This window comes from Stenotrophomonas beteli (assembly GCF_001431665.1).
GTDB classification, from domain to species: domain Bacteria; phylum Pseudomonadota; class Gammaproteobacteria; order Xanthomonadales; family Xanthomonadaceae; genus Stenotrophomonas; species Stenotrophomonas beteli.
Genome location: NZ_LLXV01000027.1, coordinates 41,672 through 59,810, shown reverse-complemented (window position 1 = coordinate 59,810; position 18,139 = coordinate 41,672). Strand labels below are relative to the sequence as shown.

Genomic DNA, 18,139 nt, shown 5'->3' with positions numbered 1-18,139 from the left:
TGCTCGACTGGCTCTTCAACAGCAGTCGAGCATGGCTCGACTCTACAAAAAAAAGCGCCGGGGGATGCCCGGCGCGTTTTCTTACTTGGCTTCGGCCTTGGCCAGCATGTCCTGCACCGAGGCGGTGGTGATCGGGTGGTAGCCCGGCTTGGCCTTCTCGAACGCCTGCTTGGCCAGCTCCAGCCCCTTCGGCGTTTTCACCAGTTCTGCATAGATCGGCAGGATCAGCTTGCGACGGCCGACGCGTTCGATGAATGCAGCCGCGCCTTCATTGGCCTGCTCGTAGCCGCTGCGGATCGCCAGCGGGTACCAGCGCATGGCGATCTCGCCATTCGGGGTGCCGGTGAAGTGGAAGGCCTTGTCCAGCGTGGCCAGCTTGTCCAGCGGCTGGGTCGCACCCAGGCCGTCGATGAAGCGCACCCATTCCTGCGTGCTCCAGTCGGCGATGACCTGGCTGCTGGGCACGGTGCCGGCGCTGGCAAAGGCGATGCGCGCGGTATCGACGCTGCTGAAGTTGCGCGACTGCGCCTTGGCCGCGAACGCCGGGATGCCCGGCTCGTCCAGCCAGGCCTCCAGTTCGGCCTCGGTCACGGCCGACGGATTCTTCGGCAGCAGGTTCTTCTTCATGTAGTCGACGAACTGGTCGGTGTTCGCGCTCTGGAAGGCGTGGTCATCGAACCAGCCGCGCAGGAACGGATCGAAGGTCTCGCGGCCGAAGCGCTGTTCCAGGAACTCCAGGAACCATGCACCCTTGACGTAGGCGACCTGGCTGAGCGCTTCGTCGGGGTCGCGCTCGTTCAGCGGCGGCAGCGCCAGCGCCTGGTCGGCCGGGCTCATGTCCTTCACTTCGGCCAGCAGGTCGGTCTGGTCGATCTGCTTCTCCATCTCGGCCATCTCCTTGCCGTACAGGGCTTCGGTGATGCGGCCCTGGACGTAGGTGGTGAAGCCTTCATTGAGCCAGATGTCCTTCCAGCTGGCGTTGGTCACCAGGTTGCCCGACCAGCTGTGCGCCAGTTCATGGGCGACCAGCGAGACCAGCGACTTGTCGCCGACGATCACGGTCGGGGTGGCGAAGGTCAGGCGCGGGTTTTCCATGCCGCCGAACGGGAACGACGGCGGCAGCACCAGCATGTCATAGCGGCCCCAGCGGTATTCGCCGTACAGCTTCTCGGCGGCACCGATCATCTTCTCGGTGTCTTCGAATTCCTTGGCGGCCTTGTTGACCATGGTCGGCTCGGCCCAGACGCCGGAGCGGCCGGAGATCGGCTCGAACACCAGGTCACCGGCGGCGATGGCCAGCAGGTAGGACGGAATCGGCTGCGGCATCTTGAAGGTGTAGTCACCGTCACGCGCGGCCTTCGGATCGTTGTCGGCGCTCATCAGCACCATCACGTCCGGGCGCGAGACCACGTGCGCGCTGTAGGTGAAGCGAACGCTCGGGGTGTCCTGCAGCGGCACCCACGAACGGGCGTGGATGGCCTGCGACTGGCTGAACATGAAGGGCAGCTTCTTGCCTTCGGTCATCGACGGCGCCAGCCACTGCAGGCCCGAGGCGGTCGGTGCGGTGTGGTAGGTCACTTCCACCTTGGCCGGCTGTTCCGGGGCCTCGATGGTCAGCTTGCTGCCGAACACCTTGTCAGCGGCGGCCAGCTCGAACTTCAGCGGGCTGCGCGCGCCATCGGCGGCGACGGCCTCGACCTTGGACACGGTCAGCTCGCGGGTGTCGAGCACCAGCTGCCTGGCGTCCTTCTGCTTCCATTCCAGCGTGTAGGTGGCGGTGCCGCCGATCTGCTTCTGGTCGAAATCCAGCTTCAGATCCAGCGCGATGTCCTTGATGACGACCTTGTCCGGCTCGGCGTACGAGCTTTCGTCGTGGCTGCGGTTCTCGGCGTTCACGGGGGCGGCGGGGGCCTTTGCGGCAGTCGGGGCGGCGGCGGGCGCGGCCGCCTCCTGGGAGCAGCCGGCGGCCAGGGCCACGGCCAGCGGAAGGAGCATCAGCGGATTACGCATGAATCGGGACCGTTACGGGGATCAGACCCCCAATGGTACCTCCCTCCGGCCCCGCAGGCGTTGCGCGGTGCGGGGTAATGGCGGGCAAGGCGCCGGTAGTGCCGGCCGCTGGCCGGCAACCCCGTAGCCCGGTGATTGGCCGCGCAGATGCCGGCCAGCGGCCGGCACTACCGGAACACCGGGCTTACAGCTTGTAGCCGGAATGGATCGAGACGATGCCGCCGGTCAGGTTCTTGTAGTGGCAGCGCTCGAAGCCGGCCTGCCCCATCATCGCCTTCAGTTCGTCCTGCGGCGGGTGCTTGCGGATGCTCTCGGCCAGGTACTGGTAACTGTCCGAGTCGTTGGCGAACAGCTTGCCCAGCTTGGGCAGGATCTTGAACGAGTGGAAGTCGTAGATCGGCTTGAACCAGTCTGCGGTGACTTCGGAGAATTCCAGCACGCGGGCCTGGCCGCCCACCTTCAGCACGCGGTACATCTCGCGCAGGCCGGCGTCCTTGTCGGTCACGTTGCGCAGGCCGAAGGCGATGGTGACCAGATCGAAGCTGTTGTCCGGGAACGGCAGGGCTTCGGCATTGCACTGCACGTAGTCCAGGCCGAGCACCAGGCCGCGGTTGGTCAGGCGGTCGCGGCCGACCGACAGCATGCCGGCGTTGATGTCGCCCAGCACCACCGAGCCCTCGGCGCCGACGCGCTCCTTCAACAGCGCGGCGATGTCACCGGTGCCGCCGGCCAGATCGAGCACGCGGTCGCCCGGCTTCACCTGCGCGGTGGCCACGTAGTAGCGCTTCCACGCCCGGTGCACGCCCAGGCTCATCAGGTCGTTCATCAGGTCGTAGTTGCGCGCGACCGAGGTGAACACCTGCCCGACCAGCTTCTGCTTGTCCTTGGCGGCGACGTCGCGGAACCCGAAATGGGTGGTACCGGCTTTGTAGGGGGATTCGCTCATGGCCCCGATTATCGCACCGCCGGGAGCCATCGGCACCCCCTGCCCGTATCATGGCGGGCCACGACTTACCGGAGCCCCGCATGATCACCACGCCCGACTACCAGGCCCTGCTGCAGACCGCCATCGCCGAAGCCCGCCAGGGCCTGGCCGAAGGCGGCGTGCCGATCGGCGCGGCGCTGTACCACAATGACGGCCGCCTGCTCGGCTGCGGCCACAACCGCCGCGTGCAGGAAGGCGACCCCTCGGTGCATGGCGAGACCGACGCCTTCCGCAAGGCCGGGCGCCAGCGCCGCTACCAGGACACCATCATGGTCACCACCCTGGCGCCGTGCTGGTACTGCTCGGGGCTGGTGCGCCAGTTCAACATCGGCACGGTCGTGGTGGGCGAATCGCGCACCTTCCAGGGTGGCATCGACTGGCTGCGCGAAAACGGCGTCAACGTGATCGACCTGGACAGCCAGGAATGCGTGGATCTGCTGGGCGGTTTCATCAGCCGCCATCCGGACATCTGGAACGAAGACATCGGTGAATGAGCCGCGCGGCGTCATCTCTTGAGCCCGTTTAATGAACGCTTCAGCGCCGGCACCTCTTAGTGCTGGAAGCGTCTGCGGTCGTAGCCGTGACCGCGCGCACAGTCAGCTGGACTACGTGCATACACTGCGGTAACACCCCATCCGGCTGACGCGCCTAGGGTGGGGTTACCGGGGCCCCTTTTCCCCGGCGGAGCCAGCCATGTGCGCGCACGCCGTACGCCCTACGCCCGACCCGATCCTTGCCCCGATCCGCGAACGCCTGCAGCACCAGTTCGCGTTGCATCGGCGCGGCGCGCTGTTCTGGACCGCCTACCAGGGACTGCAGCTGGAACTGGCGCGCAGCCATCCGCTGGAGCATGAGCGCCTGTGCAACGCCATGGCCGACATGGCCGAAGACCTCGGCGCAGTCGAGCATGCGCAACTGATCGGCAATCGCCACACCGGCTCCACATCCCGCTGACGCGGCATGCACCGGCAGATACGCCACACTCCGATGAACCCCCACTCCCTTTCCACTCAACCGAACTGGATTGTCATGCACGCTGAAGTCCCCACCATTCCTCCGGTCATCAACGTAGACGCCGAGCTTGATCACTGGCGCCGCCAGCATGCAGAGGGCGCACTGCCGCACAACTCGTTCGGCTCCTACGTGCCGTGGATCAAGTTCGCCTGTGATTCGCTGATCACCCAGCCGCGCGCCAGCGAGGCCGAACGTGACGAGATGTTCCAGACCCAGTACGCCCTGCAGATCATGCCGCGGCTGAGCGAAGCACAGGCCCGCGAGTTCGTCGATCGTTGCTGGCAGCACGTTTACCAGAGCAGCCCGGTGCGCAGCCTGCAGGCGCCACGACTGCAGCGCATGCGCGCCTGACCGCCACTGCACGGCGCCTGCACGCGCCACTGCCGATCATCCTCGTCACCTGAGTGGGACGACGACGATGAAGGCACGAAACCTGTTCAATACGATCGCCAAGAAGGCCGCGGCCGCCACTGGCTCGCCGTGGACCTTCCTGGCTGCGGTAGCGATCGTGGTGATCTGGGGCATCACTGGCCCGGTGTTCGGCTTCAACGACACCTGGCAGCTGGTGATCAACACCGGCACCACCATCATCACCTTCCTGATGGTGTTCCTGATCCAGCACACGCAGAACGCCGATACGGCCGCGATGCAGATCAAGCTGGACGAGCTGATCCGCGCGACGGCCGAAGCCAACAACGAACTGTTGGACCTGGAAGAACTGGACGAAGCGCGCCTGGAAGAGATCCGCGCCGAGTACGAGCAGATGGCGCGTGAAGCCGGCGACGCGCTGGCGCGGGTACGCGCGTGCCACGCCGCGCGGCGCGACGATGAAGCGGTGTAGCAGGCTCCGCAATGACAATGCCGGCCGGCGGCCGGCTCTGCCATCGATCTTCAGGAGCTGCCAACCTTGGTTGGCACAGGGCCAGCCGCCTGCGCTGACGCATTCGTGCCAACCAAGGTTGGCATCTGCCAGGAGCGCTGCTCAGCTGCGCTCGTGCCAGCCGCCGCCCAGCACCTTGTACAGGGTGATGCGGTTGGCCTGCTGGGCCAGCTGCGCCTGCAGCTGGGTCTGCTGCGCGTTGTAGGCGGTACGCCGCGCATCGAGCAGGGTGACAAAGCTGTCCAGCCCCGCGTCGTAGCGTGCCTGCGACAGGCGGTTGGCCTGTTCGGCCGCTTCCACCAGGCGCTGCTGTGAACTCACCTGCTCATCCAGGCTGACATTCAACGCCAGCGCATCGGCGGTTTCGCGGAAGCCCACCTGGATCGACTTCTCGTACTGTGCCAGTGCGATGTCACGATCGGCGTTGGCGATGGCCAGGTTGGCGCGCAGCTTGCCGCCCTGGAAGATCGGCAGGGTGATCTTCGGCAGGAAGCTCCATACCCGCGTTCCGCTGTCGAACAGGTTGGACAGTTCGCTCGAACCGCTGCCGATGCTGCCGGTCAGCGAGATGCTGGGGAAGAACGCCGCGCGTGCCGCACCGATATTGGCGTTGGCCGCCAGCAACTGGTGTTCGGCGGCCATGATGTCCGGGCGCTGCAGCAGCACATCGCTGGGCAGGCCGGCCGGCGGCGGGGCCAATGCCAGCAGCTGCGGTTCGATGCTGTCCGGCAGCAGCGCCGGATCGAGCTGGCCGCCGGCCAGCAGCGCCAGCGCGTTGCGGTCCTGGGCCAGCTGGCCGCGCAGGCGCGCGGCATCGGTGCGTGCGGTCTCGACCAGGGTACGGGTCTGGGTCAGCTCCAGCGCCGAACTACCACCACGTTCGTGGCGGGCTTGGGCCAGGCGCAGCGAGTCCTCGTAGGTTTTCAGCGTGGCCTCGGCGATCTTCAGCCGCTGCGCATCGGCACCGTAGGTCAGCCATGCGGTGGCCGTCTCGGCCACCAGGCTCAACTGCGCGTTGCGGCGGTTGGCGGCGACGGCGAAGTACTGCTGCAGCGCCGCTTCACTGAGATTGCGCACGCGGCCGAACAGGTCCAGCTCGAAGTCGGCCACGCCGGCACCGGCGCTGAACTGCTCGGTGACACCGGCGTCGGTGCCCTGGCGCTGCATCTGGCCAGTGACGGCCACGCCGGGCACGCGGTCGGCGCGCTGCACGCGGTACTGGCCGCGTGCGCGTTCAACGTTGAGCACGGCCACGCGCAGGTCGCGGTTGTTCTGCAGCGACTGCTCGATCACCTGCTGCAGGCGCGCATCGGTGAAGAAGTCGCGCCAGCCGACGGTGGCGACATCGGCCACCTGGCCCTGCGCAGCGTCTACCGGCCACTGCGCCGGAATCGCCGGAGCGACGGCAGTATCCTTCGGCACCAGGGTGGAGCAGCCGGCCAGCGCGAGCGCGGCGGCAATGGAAAGGAACAGGGATGCACTTTTCATGGGGATGACTTCCATCGGTACTGCCGGATGGCAGGAGGTAGTGCCGGCCGCTGGCCGGCAACCTCGTTGGATTCACATCAAGCAAGCAGTAGGTGCCGGCCAGCGGCCGGCACTACCGTTTCAGGTCACGTCGTGGATCTGCGCTTGAACACGCGCTGCACCACCACGAAGAACAGCGGCACGAAGAACACGCCGAGCACGGTGCCGACAATCATGCCGCCGAGCACGCCGGTGCCGATCGCCTGCTTGGCGCCGGAGCCGGCACCGGTGGAGATCGCCAGCGGTACCACGCCCATGCCGAAGGCCAGCGAGGTCATCACGATCGGACGCAGGCGGTCGCGCACGGCATGCATGATCGATTCGATCAGGCCGGCGCCCTTCTCCAGGTTTTCCTTGGCGAATTCGACGATCAGGATCGCGTTCTTGCTGGTCAGGCCCACCGTGGTCAGCATCGCCACCTGGAAGTAGATGTCGCGCTCCAGGCCCTTGAAGGTGTTGGCCAGCACCGCGCCGAGGATACCCAGCGGAGCGGCCAGCAGCACCGCGGTCGGCACGCTCCAGCTTTCGTACATCGCGGCCAGGCACAGGAACACGATCATCAGCGACAGCGTGTACAGCAGCGGCGTCTGCGAACCGGCCTGGCGTTCCTGGTAGGACATCGCCGTCCACTCGATGCCGAAGCCCGCCGGCAGCTGCTTGGCCAGCTGTTCGATCTCGGCCATGGCGTCACCGGAGGCGACACCCGGGGCCGGTTCGCCCTGGATTTCCATCGCCGACACGCCGTTGTAGCGTTCCAGGCGCGGCGAGCCGTAGTCCCAGTGCTTGCTGGCGAACGCGCTGAACGGCACCATCTCGCCCTTGTCGTTCTTCACGGACCAGAGATCGAAGTCCTCCGGCACCATGCGGAACGGCTGGTCGGCCTGCACGAACACGCGCTTGACGCGGCCACGATCGACGAAGTCGTCGATATACGAGCTGCCCCACGCGGCGGCCAGTGTGCCGTTGATCTGGTCGATCGACAGCCCCAGCGAGGTCGCCTTGGCCGCGTCGATGTCGATGCGGAACTGCGGCGTATCCTCCTGGCCGTTCGGGCGCACGTTGGCCAGCTTCTTGCTGCCGGCGGCGAGGCCCAGCAGCTGGTTGCGTGCGGCCACCAGTGCCTCGTGGCCCTGGCCGCTGTTGTCCTTCAGGAAGAAGGTGTAGCCCGAGGCGGTACCCAGCTCCGGAATGGCCGGCGGCGGGAAGGCGAAGATGAAGGCATCCTTGATCTGGCCCAGCGACGCCATCGCACGGCCGGTAATCGGCATCACGCCATTGTCGGCGTCACGCTCGCTCCAGTCCTTCAGCTTGACGAACGCCATGCCGGCGTTCTGGCCCATGCCGGCGAAGCTGAAGCCCTGCACCGAGAACACCGAGTCCACCGCATCCTTCTCGTTCTGCAGGAAGTGGTTTTCCAGGGCCGCGATCGATTCCAGCGTACGTTCCTGGGTGGCACCGACCGGCGCCTGCACCAGCGCCATCAGCACGCCCTGGTCTTCGTTGGGCAGGAACGAGCTGGGCAGGCGCACGAACAACACGCCCATCAGCACGAACAGCGCCGCCACGATGCCCATGAAGCGCCACGGACGGTGGAGGATGCCGCGCACGCCGCGCTGGTAGCTTTCGCTGGTGCGGTCGAAGCCACGGTTGAAGCCATTGAAGAAGCGACCGGCCAGGCCACGGTGGGCGACGTGGTGCTCACCCTTCTTCAACGGCTTGAGCATGGTCGCGCACAGTGCCGGGGTCAGCACGATCGCCACCAGCACCGACAGCGCCATCGCAGAGACGATCGTGGCCGAGAACTGCCGGTAGATCACGCCGGTGGAGCCGCTCATGAAGGCCATCGGCACGAACACCGCCGACAGCACCAGGCCGATACCCACCAGCGCACCGGTGATCTGGCCCATCGACTTGCGGGTGGCCTCCAGCGGCGACAGCCCTTCCTCGGACATGATGCGCTCGACGTTCTCCACCACCACGATGGCATCGTCCACCAGCAGGCCGATCGCCAGCACCATCGCGAACATGGTCAGCATGTTCACCGAGAAGCCGAGCATGGCCAGCACGCCGAAGGTACCCAGCAGCACCACCGGCACGGCGATGGTCGGGATCAGAGTGGCGCGGAAGTTCTGCAGGAACAGGTACATCACCACGAACACCAGCACGATCGCTTCGATCAGGGTCTGCACCACGCCCTTGATCGACACGCGCACGAACGGGGTGGTGTCGTACGGGATCTCGGCCTTCAATCCGGCCGGGAAGAAGCTCTTCATGTCCTCCAGCGCGGCATCCACGCCGGCAGCGGTATCCAGCGCGTTGGCGCCGGTGGCCAGGGTCACCGCCAGGCCGCTGGCCGGCTGGCCGTTGTAGCGGGTGACGAAGTCGTAGGACTCGGCACCCAGTTCAACGCGGGCGACATCGCCCAAACGCAGCTCGGCACCGTCCTGTGCGCCGCGCACGATGATGTTGCGGAACTGTTCCGGGGTCTGCAGGCGCGACTGCGCGTTGATGGTGGCATTGAGCTGCTGGCCCTTCACCGACGGCGCACCGCCGAGCTGGCCGATCGCCACCTGGGCGTTCTGTGCCTTTACCGCTGCGGTCACCTCGGCAACCGACAGGCCGTAGGTGTGCAGCTTGTTCGGGTCCAGCCAGATGCGCATGGCGTACTTGCCACCGAACACCTGGATGTTGCCCACGCCCGGCACGCGGCTCAGACGATCAACGACATTCGAACCGACATAGTCGGCGATGTCGTTGGCGTCCATGCTGCCGTCCTCGGACACGAACGCGATGACGTTGAGGAAGCCCGAGCTGGACTTGGCCACGTTGATGCCCTGCCGCTGCACTTCCTGTGGCAGCAGCGGCATGGCCAGCTGCAGCTTGTTCTGCACCTGCACCTGGGCAATGTCCGGGTTGGTGCCGCTCTCGAAGGTCAGGGTGATGGTGGCCTGGCCGTTGGACGAGCTGTTGGAGGAGAAGTAGATCAGGCCATCAAGGCCCTTCATGTTCTGCTCGATGATCTGCGTCACCGAGTCCTCGACCACCTTGGCCGACGCACCCGGGTAGGTGGCGCTGATTTCCACCGCCGGCGGTGCGACGTTGGGGTACATCGAGACCGGCAGCTTGAACAGGGCCAGGCCGCCGACGAGCATGATGATGATGGCGATGACCCACGCGAAGATGGGTCGATCGATGAAAAAGCGTGCCATAGGGTTCTCCGCTTACTTCGCGTCGCCGGCCGGAGCGGCAGGCTGGGCGGCGGCCGCCGGCTTGGCCGGTGCAGCGCCCTTCTCGGTGGCCTTGACCGGCATGCCGGGGCCGATCTTCTGCAGGCCTTCGACGATGACCTTGTCGCCGGCCTTCAGGCCGTCCTCGACCAGCCACTTGTCGCCGACCGTGCGGCTGACCTTGACCGGGCGCACTTCGACCTTGTTGTCCTTGCCGACCACCATCGCGGTGGTGTCGCCCTTCGGGTCGCGGGCGATGCCCTGCATCGGCACCAGCACCGCATCGCTGCGCACGCCGCCGCCGATCACCGCGCGCACGTACATGCCCGGCATCAGCAGGCCGTCCGGGTTGTCCACCTTCACGCGCAGGCCGAAGCTGCCGGTGGCCGGATCGACACTGACCTCGGAAAACTCCAGCGAGCCCTTGTGCTCGAAGGTGCTGCCGTCTTCCATCAGGATGCTGACCGGCAGGGTCTGGTTGTCCTGCAGGCGGCCGGCAGCCAGTTCGCGGCGCAGCTGCAGCAGCTCGGCCGAGGACTGGGTCAGGTCGACATAGATCGGGTCCAGTTGCTGCACCGTGGCCAGTGCGTTGGCCTGTCCGGCGCTGACCAGCGCGCCCTGGGTGACGCTGGACTTGCCGATGCGGCCACTGATCGGCGCGGTGATGCGGGCATAGCCCAGGGTGACGTTGGCCGCATCCAGCGAGGCCTTGGCGGCGCCGACGTCAGCTTCGGCCTGCTTCTGCGCGGCCACGGCGTTTTCCAGGTCCTGCTGGCTGACCGCATCGACCTTGGCCAACTCGGTGATGCGCCTGGCGCTCAGGCGGGCGGCGTTGGCGGTGGCTTCGGCGCGGGCCAGCTGGGCGCGGGCGCTGTTGGCCTGGGCGCGGTAGCTGGCGTCCTCGATCTGGTACAGCGGCTCGCCAGCCTTGACCATGCCGCCTTCGGTGAACAGGCGCTTGGCGACGATGCCGTTGACCTGCGGGCGCACTTCGGCAACCAGGAAGGCATTGGTGCGGCCCGGCAGTTCGCGGGTCAGGCCCACGGTCTCGGACTTCAGCGTGACCACGCTGACCTCGCCCGGGCCCTGCTCGGGGGCCTGGGGTTGGCCGCCACAGGCAGCCACGGTCGCAGCGATCGCCAGCGACAGCGCGAGGGGTCGGATTCGGCTCAGCAACATGACGGAAAGGCTCTCAGGGGAAGGAATCTCAAAAAGCGCTGATATCGACCGGCGGGGCCGGCAGGCAACGCGCTCCGGCGTACGGCGGCAGCCTCAGGCGGCCTGCCAGCTACACGGCGGGAATGATGGGAGCGAAATATACATACATGCTTGTTTGTTTGTAAACCGGTACAATTCAGCCACGTTTCACCCGCACTCGTACCCATCCATGGCCCGCAAGACCAAAGAGGACACCCAGGCAACCCGGGAAGGCATCCTTGACGCCGCCGAAGCCTGCTTCCATGAACACGGCGTGGCCCGTACCACGCTGGAGATGATCGGTGCCCGCGCCGGTTACACGCGGGGCGCTGTCTACTGGCACTTCAAGAACAAGAGCGAGGTGCTGGCCGCGATCATCGAGCGCGTGCACCTGCCTTTCATGCAGGAGCTGGAGCGCACCTCGACCGACCAGCGCGACACGCCGGTGCACGACCTGCGCGCGGTGATGATCCACTCGTTCATCGAGCTGTCCGAGGACGAGCGCCTGCGCAAGACCATGGAGATCATGCTGCGCAGCGATGCGTCGGCCGATACCAGGGTGCTGACCGAAATGCAGCAGGCCGGTTTCCGCGATGCGCTGGACCGGATGGAGCGTGCCCTGCGCCGCGCCCGCGATCTGGGCCAGCTGCGCGAGGGTGCCGACCCGAAGATCGCCGCGCGCATGCTGCACGCGACCATCCTGGGCGTGCTGCACGGCGCAATGGTTGAACCAGACCTGATGGACCTCAAGCGCGATGGCATGCTCGCGCTGGACATGACCCTGGCCGCCTATGTGAAGGACGGCGTGTTCGTGCCCGGAACGGTGCCCGAGCCGTTGCCGGAAGCGTGAGCGAGGCTGCTCCCATCACTGCGGCCCTCCTGTAAGGACAGATCGATGATCCTGGACAACGTGGTGTGGGGCTTCATCGGCTGCGGCAGCGTCACCGAGAAGAAAAGCGGCCCCGCCCTGGCCAGAACACCCGGCTCACGGGTAGTGGCGGTCATGCGCCGCAATGCCGCATTGGCCGAAGACTATGCACGCCGCCACGCGATTCCGCGCTGGTACGCGGACGCCGATGCACTCATCGCCGATCCGGAGGTGAACGCGGTCTACGTTGCAACGCCGCCCTCCACGCACATGCACTACGCATTGCAGGCGATCGCCGCAGGCAAGCCGGTCTACATCGAAAAGCCGATGGCCATGGACCACGAGCAGTGCCAGCGCATCGTCGCGGCCAGCGCCCGCAGCGGCGTGCCCGTGTTCGTTGCCTACTACCGCCGCGCCCTGCCCCGCTTCGCACAGGTGAAGCAGCTGCTGGACGACGGCGCGATCGGCACAGTGCGCAGCGTGCGCGCCACCCTGCACCGGCCGCATTCAGTGGATGCCGCATCGCCTGACTTCTGGCGGACCAACCCCGCGATCGCCGGCGGCGGGCTGTTCGTCGACCTGGGCTCGCATACCCTGGACCTGCTCGACCATCTGCTGGGGCCGCTGCGCGATGTGCGTGGCCTGGCCAGTTCGTTGACCGGCGCCTACGCCGCCGAAGACAGCGTTTCGATGTGCTTCCGCACCGCAATGGGCGCGCATGGCATCGCGCACTGGAGTTTCTGCGCGTTCCGCCGCCAGGATGAGATCGAGATCACCGGCGACCGCGGGCAGCTGCGCTTTGCCACCTTCGAGGATGTTCCAGTGGTACTGGAAACCGAAGCAGGCGTGCAGACATTCGATATCCCCAACCCGCCGTCGATCCAGCAGCCCTTGATCGCCTCCCTCGTGGACGAACTGCGCGGCAACGGGCACTCGCCCTCGAACGGCATCAGCGCCGCCCGCACCAATGCAGTGATCGACCAGGTGCTGCGGGACTACCGCACCCGGCAATCGCGCTGACCGCACAAGAAAAAGGCCACCTTGCGGCGGCCTTTTCTGCTGCAGTGGATGGGGTCAGCGCCCTCGCCACGGCGAGGGACCCGACCCCACCGGGCATTACAGGATGTAGCGGCTCAGGTCCGGGTCCTGCACCAGCTCACCCAGGTGCTTGTCGACGTAGGCGCTGTCGATCGCCAGGCTTTCACCGTCGCGGTCCGGTGCCTCGTAGCTGAGCGAATCCAGCAGGCGCTCCAGCACGGTGTGCAGGCGGCGGGCACCGATGTTCTCCTGCCGCTCGTTCACCTGGAAGGCAATCTCGGCCAGGCGCTCGATGGCATCGGCGGTGAAGCTGACCTTGACGCCCTCGGTGGCCAGCAACGCTTCGTACTGCTTGGTCAGCGCGGCCTTCGGTTCGGTCAGGATACGCACGAAATCACCCTTGCTCAGCGCACCCAGTTCCACGCGGATCGGGAAACGACCCTGCAGCTCCGGAATCAGGTCGCTGGGCTTGGCCAGGTGGAACGCGCCCGACGCGATGAACAGGATGTGGTCGGTCTTGATCGTGCCGTACTTGGTCGACACGTTGGAACCTTCCACCAGCGGCAGCAGGTCACGCTGCACGCCTTCGCGCGAGACATCGCCGCCGCCCACGTTGTCGCCGCGCTTGGCCACCTTGTCGATCTCGTCGATGAACACGATGCCGTGCTGTTCGCAGGCCTCGATCGCCGCGGTGCGGATGTCGTCCTCGTTGACCAGCTTGCCGGCCTCTTCTTCCACCAGCAACGGGCGTGCGGCCTTGATGGTCAGCGTGCGCTTGTGCGCCTTGGCGCCACCACCGAGGTTGGCGAACATCGACTTCAGCTGCTGGCCCATTTCCTCCATGCCCGGCGGGGTCATGATGTCCATGCTGACGTTGGCGGCCAGGTCGAGTTCGATCTCGCGCTCGTCCAGCTCACCGTTGCGCAGCATCTTGCGGAACTTGATGCGGGTCTCGTTGTCCTGCGCCGACGGCTCGTTGCGGGCGACTTCCGGATCGAAACCGATGCCACCGCTGCGACGTGGCAGCAGCGCATCGAGGATGCGGTCTTCGGCACGTTCTTCGGCCTGGGTACGCACGCGCACCTTGGCCTGTTCGCGATACAGCTTGACCGCGGTATCGGCCAGGTCGCGGATGATCTGCTCGACGTCCTTGCCGACATAGCCGACTTCGGTGAAGCGGGTCGCTTCGACCTTCACGAACGGCGCGTTGGCCAGCGTGGCCAGGCGGCGCGCGATCTCGGTCTTGCCGACGCCGGTCGGGCCGATCATCAGGATGTTCTTCGGCATCACTTCATTGCGCAGTTCGGCCGGCAGTTGCATGCGGCGCCAGCGGTTGCGCAGGGCGATGGCCACCGCGCGCTTGGCGTCGTGCTGGCCGACGATGTGCCGGTCCAGTTCCTGCACGATCTCGCGCGGGGTCATGGTGGCGGAGGAAACTTCGATCTTCGACATGGATGTGCTCACGGATTCAGATGCATGTAGAGCCGAGCCATGCTCGGCTGACGGGCAGCCCTGCCGAGCATGGCTCGGCACTACAGAAGAGCGGTCACAGCTCCTCGACCACCACGTTGCGGTTGGTGTAGATGCAGATGTCGCCGGCGATGCCGATCGCTTCGCTGGCGATGGTGCGCGCATCCAGTTCGGTGTGCGCCATCAGCGCGCGCGCAGCCGACAGGGCATACGAACCACCAGAACCGATGGCGATGATGCCGTCCTCCGGCTCGATCACATCACCGGTGCCGCTGATGATCAGCGAGGTTTCCTTGTCGGCCACTGCCAGCAGGGCTTCCAGCTTGCCCAGGCGGCGCTCGGTGCGCCAATCCTTGGCCAGCTCCACCGCTGCGCGCTGCAGCTGACCGTGCTTTTCCAGCTTGGCCTCGAACAGCTCGAACAGGGTGAAGGCATCGGCCGCGGCCCCGGCAAAGCCGGCCAGCACCTGGCCATCACGGCCCAGGCGGCGCACCTTGCGTGCATTGCCCTTCATCACGGTGTGGCCCAGCGTGACCTGGCCGTCGCCGGCAATGGCCACGTGCTCGCCGCGACGGACGCAGACGATGGTGGTGGCGTGGAAAACGTTGGGGTTCTGACTGGGGTCCATGATGCCTCCGGGGTGACAGAACCAGAGGTGGGGACTGCGCTGCGCCCTTCAAGCCACCTGCCACCGCCTGCCACAGGGGCAACGTTCAGCTTTCTGCGCTGCCCGCTTTGCCGCTGCGGCGCTTGGCGCGTGGGTGCGCAGCGTCGTAGACCTTGGCCAGGTGCTGGAAATCGAGGTGGGTGTAGATCTGGGTGGTGGCGATGTCGGCGTGGCCGAGCAGCTCCTGCACACCGCGCAGATCACCCGATGATTCCAGGATATGGCTGGCAAAACTGTGCCGCAGCATGTGCGGGTGCACGTGCTTGAACAGGCCCTGGCGCTGCGCCAGCTGGCGGATGCGGATCTGCACCGCGCGCTGGCTGATCGGCCCGTTGCGGCCGGGAAACACCGGCGAGGCCGGGCCGCCACCACTTTCCGCACGCCAGGCCTGCAGCGCTTCGCGTGCCGGCCGCCCGAACGGCACCCGGCGCTGGCGGTTGCCCTTGCCCATCACATTGACCAGGCCGCTGGCGAAATCCAGGTCGCGCCAGGTCAGTGCGCAGACTTCGCTCAGGCGCAGGCCGGAGGAGTAGAACAGTTCCAGCAGTGCGCGGTCACGGCGGCCAAGCTCGCCTTCCGGTTCCAGCTCGACCAGCTGCACGGCTTCGTCGGCATCGAGCACCTGCGGCAACCGGCGCGGTGCGCGCGGTGCCTTCAGCGTCGCCGCCGGACTCACTTCGATGCGACCGTGCTTGAGCAGCCAGGCGTAGAAGCTGCGGCAGGCCGACAAGCGGCGCTGCAGGCTCTTGGCCGAAAGGCCACGGCGATGCTCGTCGGCAATGAACTGGCGCAGCGCGTCTGCATCGAGTGCCTCCACTGCGACGCTACGCGGCTCGGCCCAGGCCGAGAGTGCGTCCAGGTCGCGGCGGTAGGCGTCAAGCGTATGCGCCGACATCCGCCGCTCCACCTGCAGGTGCTGCAGGAAGGCCTGTACCGCGCTCATCGTCGTGGTGTCCTGCTCAGCCTGCGAAGCGCTTCAGGCCGGTGGCCAGGGCGTCGCCCATCATGCGCAGGAACAGCGTGCCCATGCCCGGGTAGAAGCGGTTCGGATCGTGGCTGCCCACGGCAATCAGGCCCACGCCCGGCAGCGGCAGCAGTGCGGTGGTCTGCACTTCCTCGTTGCGCACGCCGTACAGCACGGCGTTCTTCTCCGGCTGCAGGCGGCCGCAGATCGGCTCACCGTCCTTCAGGCAGTCGCGGAACGGGCCCAGCTGCGGATCATCGGCGGCAATCACCTGCAGCCAGTCGGCCTGTTCCAGCCCGGCCACCGGCGTGTGCACCACCAGCCTCACCAGGTCGCCGGCGAAGTCTTCCTGCAGCGATGCGGCCATCGCGCGCAGGGTGTCAGCCGCGTTGTCCTGCTTCATCAGCGCCAGGGTCAGCTGGTGCGTGCGCACCGCCAGGCGTTCGTTGACCTGGGCGGTCGCGCCCAGGTCGGCCAACCGTCGTGCCAGCTCGCGGTTCTTCTCGCGCAGCACTTCCAGCTGGTAGCTGGCCAGCGATGCGGTCGGGCCGTCATCGCGCGGCACCACCAGGGTCAGGGCCAGGTCCGGGAACTGCTTGAGGAAGCCGGGATGACGCCGCAACCAGGCAGCGACTTCATGGGCCCCGAGCTTGTCGACGGTTTCGGTCATGCCATCCACTCCCCTTCGAAGACGAATGCGGTCGGGCCGGCCATCACCACCGGCTGGCCATCGCCCGGCCACTGGATGCGCAGGTCGCCACCGGGCAGGCTGATGCGGGCATCGCGCTGCAGGCGGCCGCGCTGCATCAGGGTTACCGCGGCGGCGCAGGCGCCACTGCCGCAGGCCAGGGTTTCGCCGACGCCGCGCTCGAACACGCGCAGGCGGGCGTGCGCCGGGCCCATCACCTGGGCGAAGCCCACGTTCACCGAGCGCGGGAACGACGCATGCTGCTGCAGCAGCGAACCCACGCGTTCAACCGGAGCAGCATCGATCAGGCCTACTTCGATCACCGCATGCGGGTTGCCCATCGACACTGCGGCGAAGCGTACGCTCTCGCCCTGCAGTGGCAGCAGGTATTCCTCGCGCGGGTGGGCAAAGCCCATCAGCGGCACGTTGGCCGGCTCGAACGCGGGCACGCCCATGGTTACCGCGAATTGCCCATCACCGAGCACCTTCACTTCATGGCTGGACAGCGGGCTGTCGATGACGAACGCATCGCCCTGCGCACTGCCCTCGCGCACCAGCCAGGCCGCGATGCAGCGCGCCCCGTTGCCGCACTGCTCGGAATTGGAACCGTCGGCATTCCAGATGCGGTACGAGGCCACCGAGCCTTCCGCACGCGGCGCCTCGATGGTCAGGATCTGGTCGCAGCCGACGCCGGTGTGGCGGTCGGCCAGGCGCGCGGCCAGCTCGGGCGTCGGCGGCAGCGTGCCGTCACGCAGGTCGATCACTACGAAATCATTGCCCGCGCCGTGCATCTTGCTGAAGCGCAGGGCCCTGGAACCGGCCTTACTCATTCCCGCTGCCCGCCTTCTTCTCCGGTGCTGGCGTCGGCTGCGGTGCCGGCTCTGCGGTCGTGGCCGGGGTACCGGTGCCCTCGGTCTGCGCCGGGGTCGCCTCGGTGGCGGGCTCGGCCGCCGGTTCAACGGCTTCTTCCACCGGCACCGGCTTCTGCGGCAGTACCAGCGGGCCCTTGTTGCCGCAGGCGGCGAGGAGCAGCAGCGAGGCCGCTGCCAGCGGAATCAGGATGGCGTTTCGATGGGGGATCTTCATGCCCCGAGTATAGCCATTGGTGGCTGAGCGGTTGGTGCAGGGAATCGGGTTGCCGGCCAGCAGCCGGTACTACCGCCGGCGCTCAATCCGCGGGCGGTGGCGGCAACGGCCGGGTCCACAGCCAGATCGCCACCACGGTCATGCTGCTGATGGAGAACCATTTCACCCAGGCAATCGGCACGCACCACAGCATGATGCCCGCGCACACGGCCATGGTGATCGTGGCCATCCACTTGCCGTAGCGGCTGACCGCGCCATGCGCCTGCCAGTTGGCGATGGCCGGGCCGAAGCGCGGGTGCTGCAGCAGCCAGGTGTGCAGGCGATCGGACCCGCGCGAGGCGGCCCAGGCCGAGATCAGGATGAATACGGTGGTGGGCAGGCCCGGCACGAAGATGCCGACGATGCCGGTGCCCAGGCTGGCGTACGCCAGCAGCCACCAGGCCCAGCGGAACCGCACCACGCGCGGCGGCGTGGCGGCATCGCGGGTGACGGGATCAGGCGGGCTCATGGCCGCAAGG

Annotated in this window: 18 protein-coding genes; 6 read left to right on the top strand and 12 right to left on the bottom strand. The window is 66.9% G+C overall.

Going from position 1 to position 18,139, the window contains the following annotated elements; translation table 11 throughout:
* Window positions 1-81: 81 nt before the first annotated feature.
* Both ARC23_RS06945 and ubiE read right to left on the bottom strand, forming a co-directional pair.
* Window positions 82-2,010 (bottom strand): M1 family metallopeptidase, encoded by a 1,929-nt coding sequence (locus tag ARC23_RS06945; RefSeq protein ID WP_057496569.1) that lies wholly within the window; start codon window positions 2,008-2,010, stop codon window positions 82-84.
* Window positions 2,011-2,194: 184 nt separating this feature from the next.
* The gene (gene ubiE, locus ARC23_RS06940) at window positions 2,195-2,956 is read right to left on the bottom strand and encodes a bifunctional demethylmenaquinone methyltransferase/2-methoxy-6-polyprenyl-1,4-benzoquinol methylase UbiE (protein WP_005411082.1); all 762 of its coding nucleotides are present in this window, start codon (window positions 2,954-2,956) and stop codon (window positions 2,195-2,197) included.
* Window positions 2,957-3,036: 80 nt separating this feature from the next.
* On the opposite strand from ubiE, the gene ARC23_RS06935 reads away from it, so the two are divergent.
* From ARC23_RS06935 to ARC23_RS06920, 4 genes are all read left to right on the top strand, one after another.
* Window positions 3,037-3,489 (top strand): nucleoside deaminase, encoded by a 453-nt coding sequence (locus ARC23_RS06935; protein WP_057496568.1) that lies wholly within the window; start codon window positions 3,037-3,039, stop codon window positions 3,487-3,489.
* A 199-nt stretch (window positions 3,490-3,688) separates the two neighbouring features.
* Complete coding sequence (locus ARC23_RS06930) at window positions 3,689-3,949, top strand: hypothetical protein (protein WP_057496567.1); 261 nt, start codon at window positions 3,689-3,691, stop codon at window positions 3,947-3,949.
* Between the two features lie 75 nt (window positions 3,950-4,024).
* Window positions 4,025-4,360 carry a hypothetical protein gene (locus ARC23_RS06925; RefSeq protein WP_005411085.1) on the top strand — a complete coding sequence of 112 codons (336 nt, stop codon included), beginning with the start codon at window positions 4,025-4,027 and terminating at the stop codon, window positions 4,358-4,360.
* Window positions 4,361-4,427: 67 nt separating this feature from the next.
* Window positions 4,428-4,850: a low affinity iron permease family protein gene (locus tag ARC23_RS06920; protein ID WP_057496566.1), complete on the top strand. Its 423-nt coding sequence runs from the start codon at window positions 4,428-4,430 to the stop codon at window positions 4,848-4,850.
* A gap of 141 nt (window positions 4,851-4,991) precedes the next feature.
* Here ARC23_RS06920 and smeF read toward each other — a convergent pair whose 3' ends face one another.
* The 3 genes from smeF to smeD form a co-directional block, all read right to left on the bottom strand.
* The gene (gene smeF, locus ARC23_RS06915; RefSeq protein ID WP_152985219.1) at window positions 4,992-6,392 is read right to left on the bottom strand and encodes a multidrug efflux RND transporter outer membrane subunit SmeF; all 1,401 of its coding nucleotides are present in this window, start codon (window positions 6,390-6,392) and stop codon (window positions 4,992-4,994) included.
* 110 nt (window positions 6,393-6,502) lie between these two features.
* Window positions 6,503-9,625 carry a multidrug efflux RND transporter permease subunit SmeE gene (smeE, locus tag ARC23_RS06910; RefSeq protein ID WP_057496564.1) on the bottom strand — a complete coding sequence of 1,041 codons (3,123 nt, stop codon included), beginning with the start codon at window positions 9,623-9,625 and terminating at the stop codon, window positions 6,503-6,505.
* Between the two features lie 12 nt (window positions 9,626-9,637).
* Window positions 9,638-10,822 (bottom strand): multidrug efflux RND transporter periplasmic adaptor subunit SmeD, encoded by a 1,185-nt coding sequence (gene smeD, locus ARC23_RS06905; protein WP_057496563.1) that lies wholly within the window; start codon window positions 10,820-10,822, stop codon window positions 9,638-9,640.
* Window positions 10,823-11,030: 208 nt separating this feature from the next.
* Here smeD and smeT point away from each other — a divergent pair, with 208 nt between their 5' ends.
* Window positions 11,031-11,690, top strand: coding sequence for an efflux transporter SmeDEF transcriptional repressor SmeT (gene smeT, locus ARC23_RS06900; RefSeq protein WP_057496562.1), 660 nt, complete (start codon window positions 11,031-11,033; stop codon window positions 11,688-11,690).
* A gap of 45 nt (window positions 11,691-11,735) precedes the next feature.
* Entirely contained in the window at window positions 11,736-12,728 is a 993-nt protein-coding gene (locus tag ARC23_RS06895; protein ID WP_057496561.1) for a Gfo/Idh/MocA family protein, read from the top strand.
* 96 nt (window positions 12,729-12,824) lie between these two features.
* On the opposite strand, the gene hslU is transcribed toward ARC23_RS06895, so the two are convergent.
* The 7 genes from hslU to ARC23_RS06860 all read right to left on the bottom strand — a co-directional run bounded on the left by hslU (window position 12,825) and on the right by ARC23_RS06860 (window position 18,129).
* Window positions 12,825-14,198: an ATP-dependent protease ATPase subunit HslU gene (gene hslU / locus ARC23_RS06890; RefSeq protein ID WP_057496560.1), complete on the bottom strand. Its 1,374-nt coding sequence runs from the start codon at window positions 14,196-14,198 to the stop codon at window positions 12,825-12,827.
* A 94-nt stretch (window positions 14,199-14,292) separates the two neighbouring features.
* Complete coding sequence (gene hslV / locus ARC23_RS06885) at window positions 14,293-14,844, bottom strand: ATP-dependent protease subunit HslV (RefSeq protein ID WP_005411093.1); 552 nt, start codon at window positions 14,842-14,844, stop codon at window positions 14,293-14,295.
* Window positions 14,845-14,929: 85 nt separating this feature from the next.
* Complete coding sequence (gene xerC, locus ARC23_RS06880) at window positions 14,930-15,826, bottom strand: tyrosine recombinase XerC (RefSeq protein ID WP_057496559.1); 897 nt, start codon at window positions 15,824-15,826, stop codon at window positions 14,930-14,932.
* Window positions 15,827-15,842: 16 nt separating this feature from the next.
* A complete protein-coding gene (locus ARC23_RS06875) occupies window positions 15,843-16,517 on the bottom strand; it encodes a DUF484 family protein (RefSeq protein WP_057496558.1) in 675 nt (224 codons plus the stop codon).
* Window positions 16,514-17,365, bottom strand: a complete 852-nt coding sequence (gene dapF / locus ARC23_RS06870; RefSeq protein ID WP_057496557.1) for a diaminopimelate epimerase — start codon at window positions 17,363-17,365, stop codon at window positions 16,514-16,516. Before dapF ends, ARC23_RS06875 begins: the two co-directional genes overlap by 4 nt.
* The gene (lptM, locus tag ARC23_RS06865) at window positions 17,358-17,621 is read right to left on the bottom strand and encodes an LPS translocon maturation chaperone LptM (RefSeq protein WP_057496556.1); all 264 of its coding nucleotides are present in this window, start codon (window positions 17,619-17,621) and stop codon (window positions 17,358-17,360) included. Before lptM ends, dapF begins: the two co-directional genes overlap by 8 nt.
* Before the next feature lie 82 nt (window positions 17,622-17,703).
* Window positions 17,704-18,129 (bottom strand): YbaN family protein, encoded by a 426-nt coding sequence (locus ARC23_RS06860; protein WP_057496555.1) that lies wholly within the window; start codon window positions 18,127-18,129, stop codon window positions 17,704-17,706.
* Window positions 18,130-18,139: the final 10 nt, after the last annotated feature.

Bases quoted from the DNA above. Each gene is read 5' to 3' on its own strand.
- ARC23_RS06945 (WP_057496569.1), bottom strand. From the start codon at position 2,010: ATGCGTAATCCGCTGATGCTCCTTCCGCTGGCCGTGGCCCTGGCCGCC.
- ubiE (WP_005411082.1), bottom strand. From the start codon at position 2,956: ATGAGCGAATCCCCCTACAAAGCCGGTACCACCCATTTCGGGTTCCGC.
- ARC23_RS06935 (WP_057496568.1), top strand. From the start codon at position 3,037: ATGATCACCACGCCCGACTACCAGGCCCTGCTGCAGACCGCCATCGCC.
- ARC23_RS06930 (WP_057496567.1), top strand. From the start codon at position 3,689: ATGTGCGCGCACGCCGTACGCCCTACGCCCGACCCGATCCTTGCCCCG.
- ARC23_RS06925 (WP_005411085.1), top strand. From the start codon at position 4,025: ATGCACGCTGAAGTCCCCACCATTCCTCCGGTCATCAACGTAGACGCC.
- ARC23_RS06920 (WP_057496566.1), top strand. From the start codon at position 4,428: ATGAAGGCACGAAACCTGTTCAATACGATCGCCAAGAAGGCCGCGGCC.
- smeF (WP_152985219.1), bottom strand. From the start codon at position 6,392: ATGGAAGTCATCCCCATGAAAAGTGCATCCCTGTTCCTTTCCATTGCC.
- smeE (WP_057496564.1), bottom strand. From the start codon at position 9,625: ATGGCACGCTTTTTCATCGATCGACCCATCTTCGCGTGGGTCATCGCC.
- smeD (WP_057496563.1), bottom strand. From the start codon at position 10,822: ATGTTGCTGAGCCGAATCCGACCCCTCGCGCTGTCGCTGGCGATCGCT.
- smeT (WP_057496562.1), top strand. From the start codon at position 11,031: ATGGCCCGCAAGACCAAAGAGGACACCCAGGCAACCCGGGAAGGCATC.
- ARC23_RS06895 (WP_057496561.1), top strand. From the start codon at position 11,736: ATGATCCTGGACAACGTGGTGTGGGGCTTCATCGGCTGCGGCAGCGTC.
- hslU (WP_057496560.1), bottom strand. From the start codon at position 14,198: ATGTCGAAGATCGAAGTTTCCTCCGCCACCATGACCCCGCGCGAGATC.
- hslV (WP_005411093.1), bottom strand. From the start codon at position 14,844: ATGGACCCCAGTCAGAACCCCAACGTTTTCCACGCCACCACCATCGTC.
- xerC (WP_057496559.1), bottom strand. From the start codon at position 15,826: ATGAGCGCGGTACAGGCCTTCCTGCAGCACCTGCAGGTGGAGCGGCGG.
- ARC23_RS06875 (WP_057496558.1), bottom strand. From the start codon at position 16,517: ATGACCGAAACCGTCGACAAGCTCGGGGCCCATGAAGTCGCTGCCTGG.
- dapF (WP_057496557.1), bottom strand. From the start codon at position 17,365: ATGAGTAAGGCCGGTTCCAGGGCCCTGCGCTTCAGCAAGATGCACGGC.
- lptM (WP_057496556.1), bottom strand. From the start codon at position 17,621: ATGAAGATCCCCCATCGAAACGCCATCCTGATTCCGCTGGCAGCGGCC.
- ARC23_RS06860 (WP_057496555.1), bottom strand. From the start codon at position 18,129: ATGAGCCCGCCTGATCCCGTCACCCGCGATGCCGCCACGCCGCCGCGC.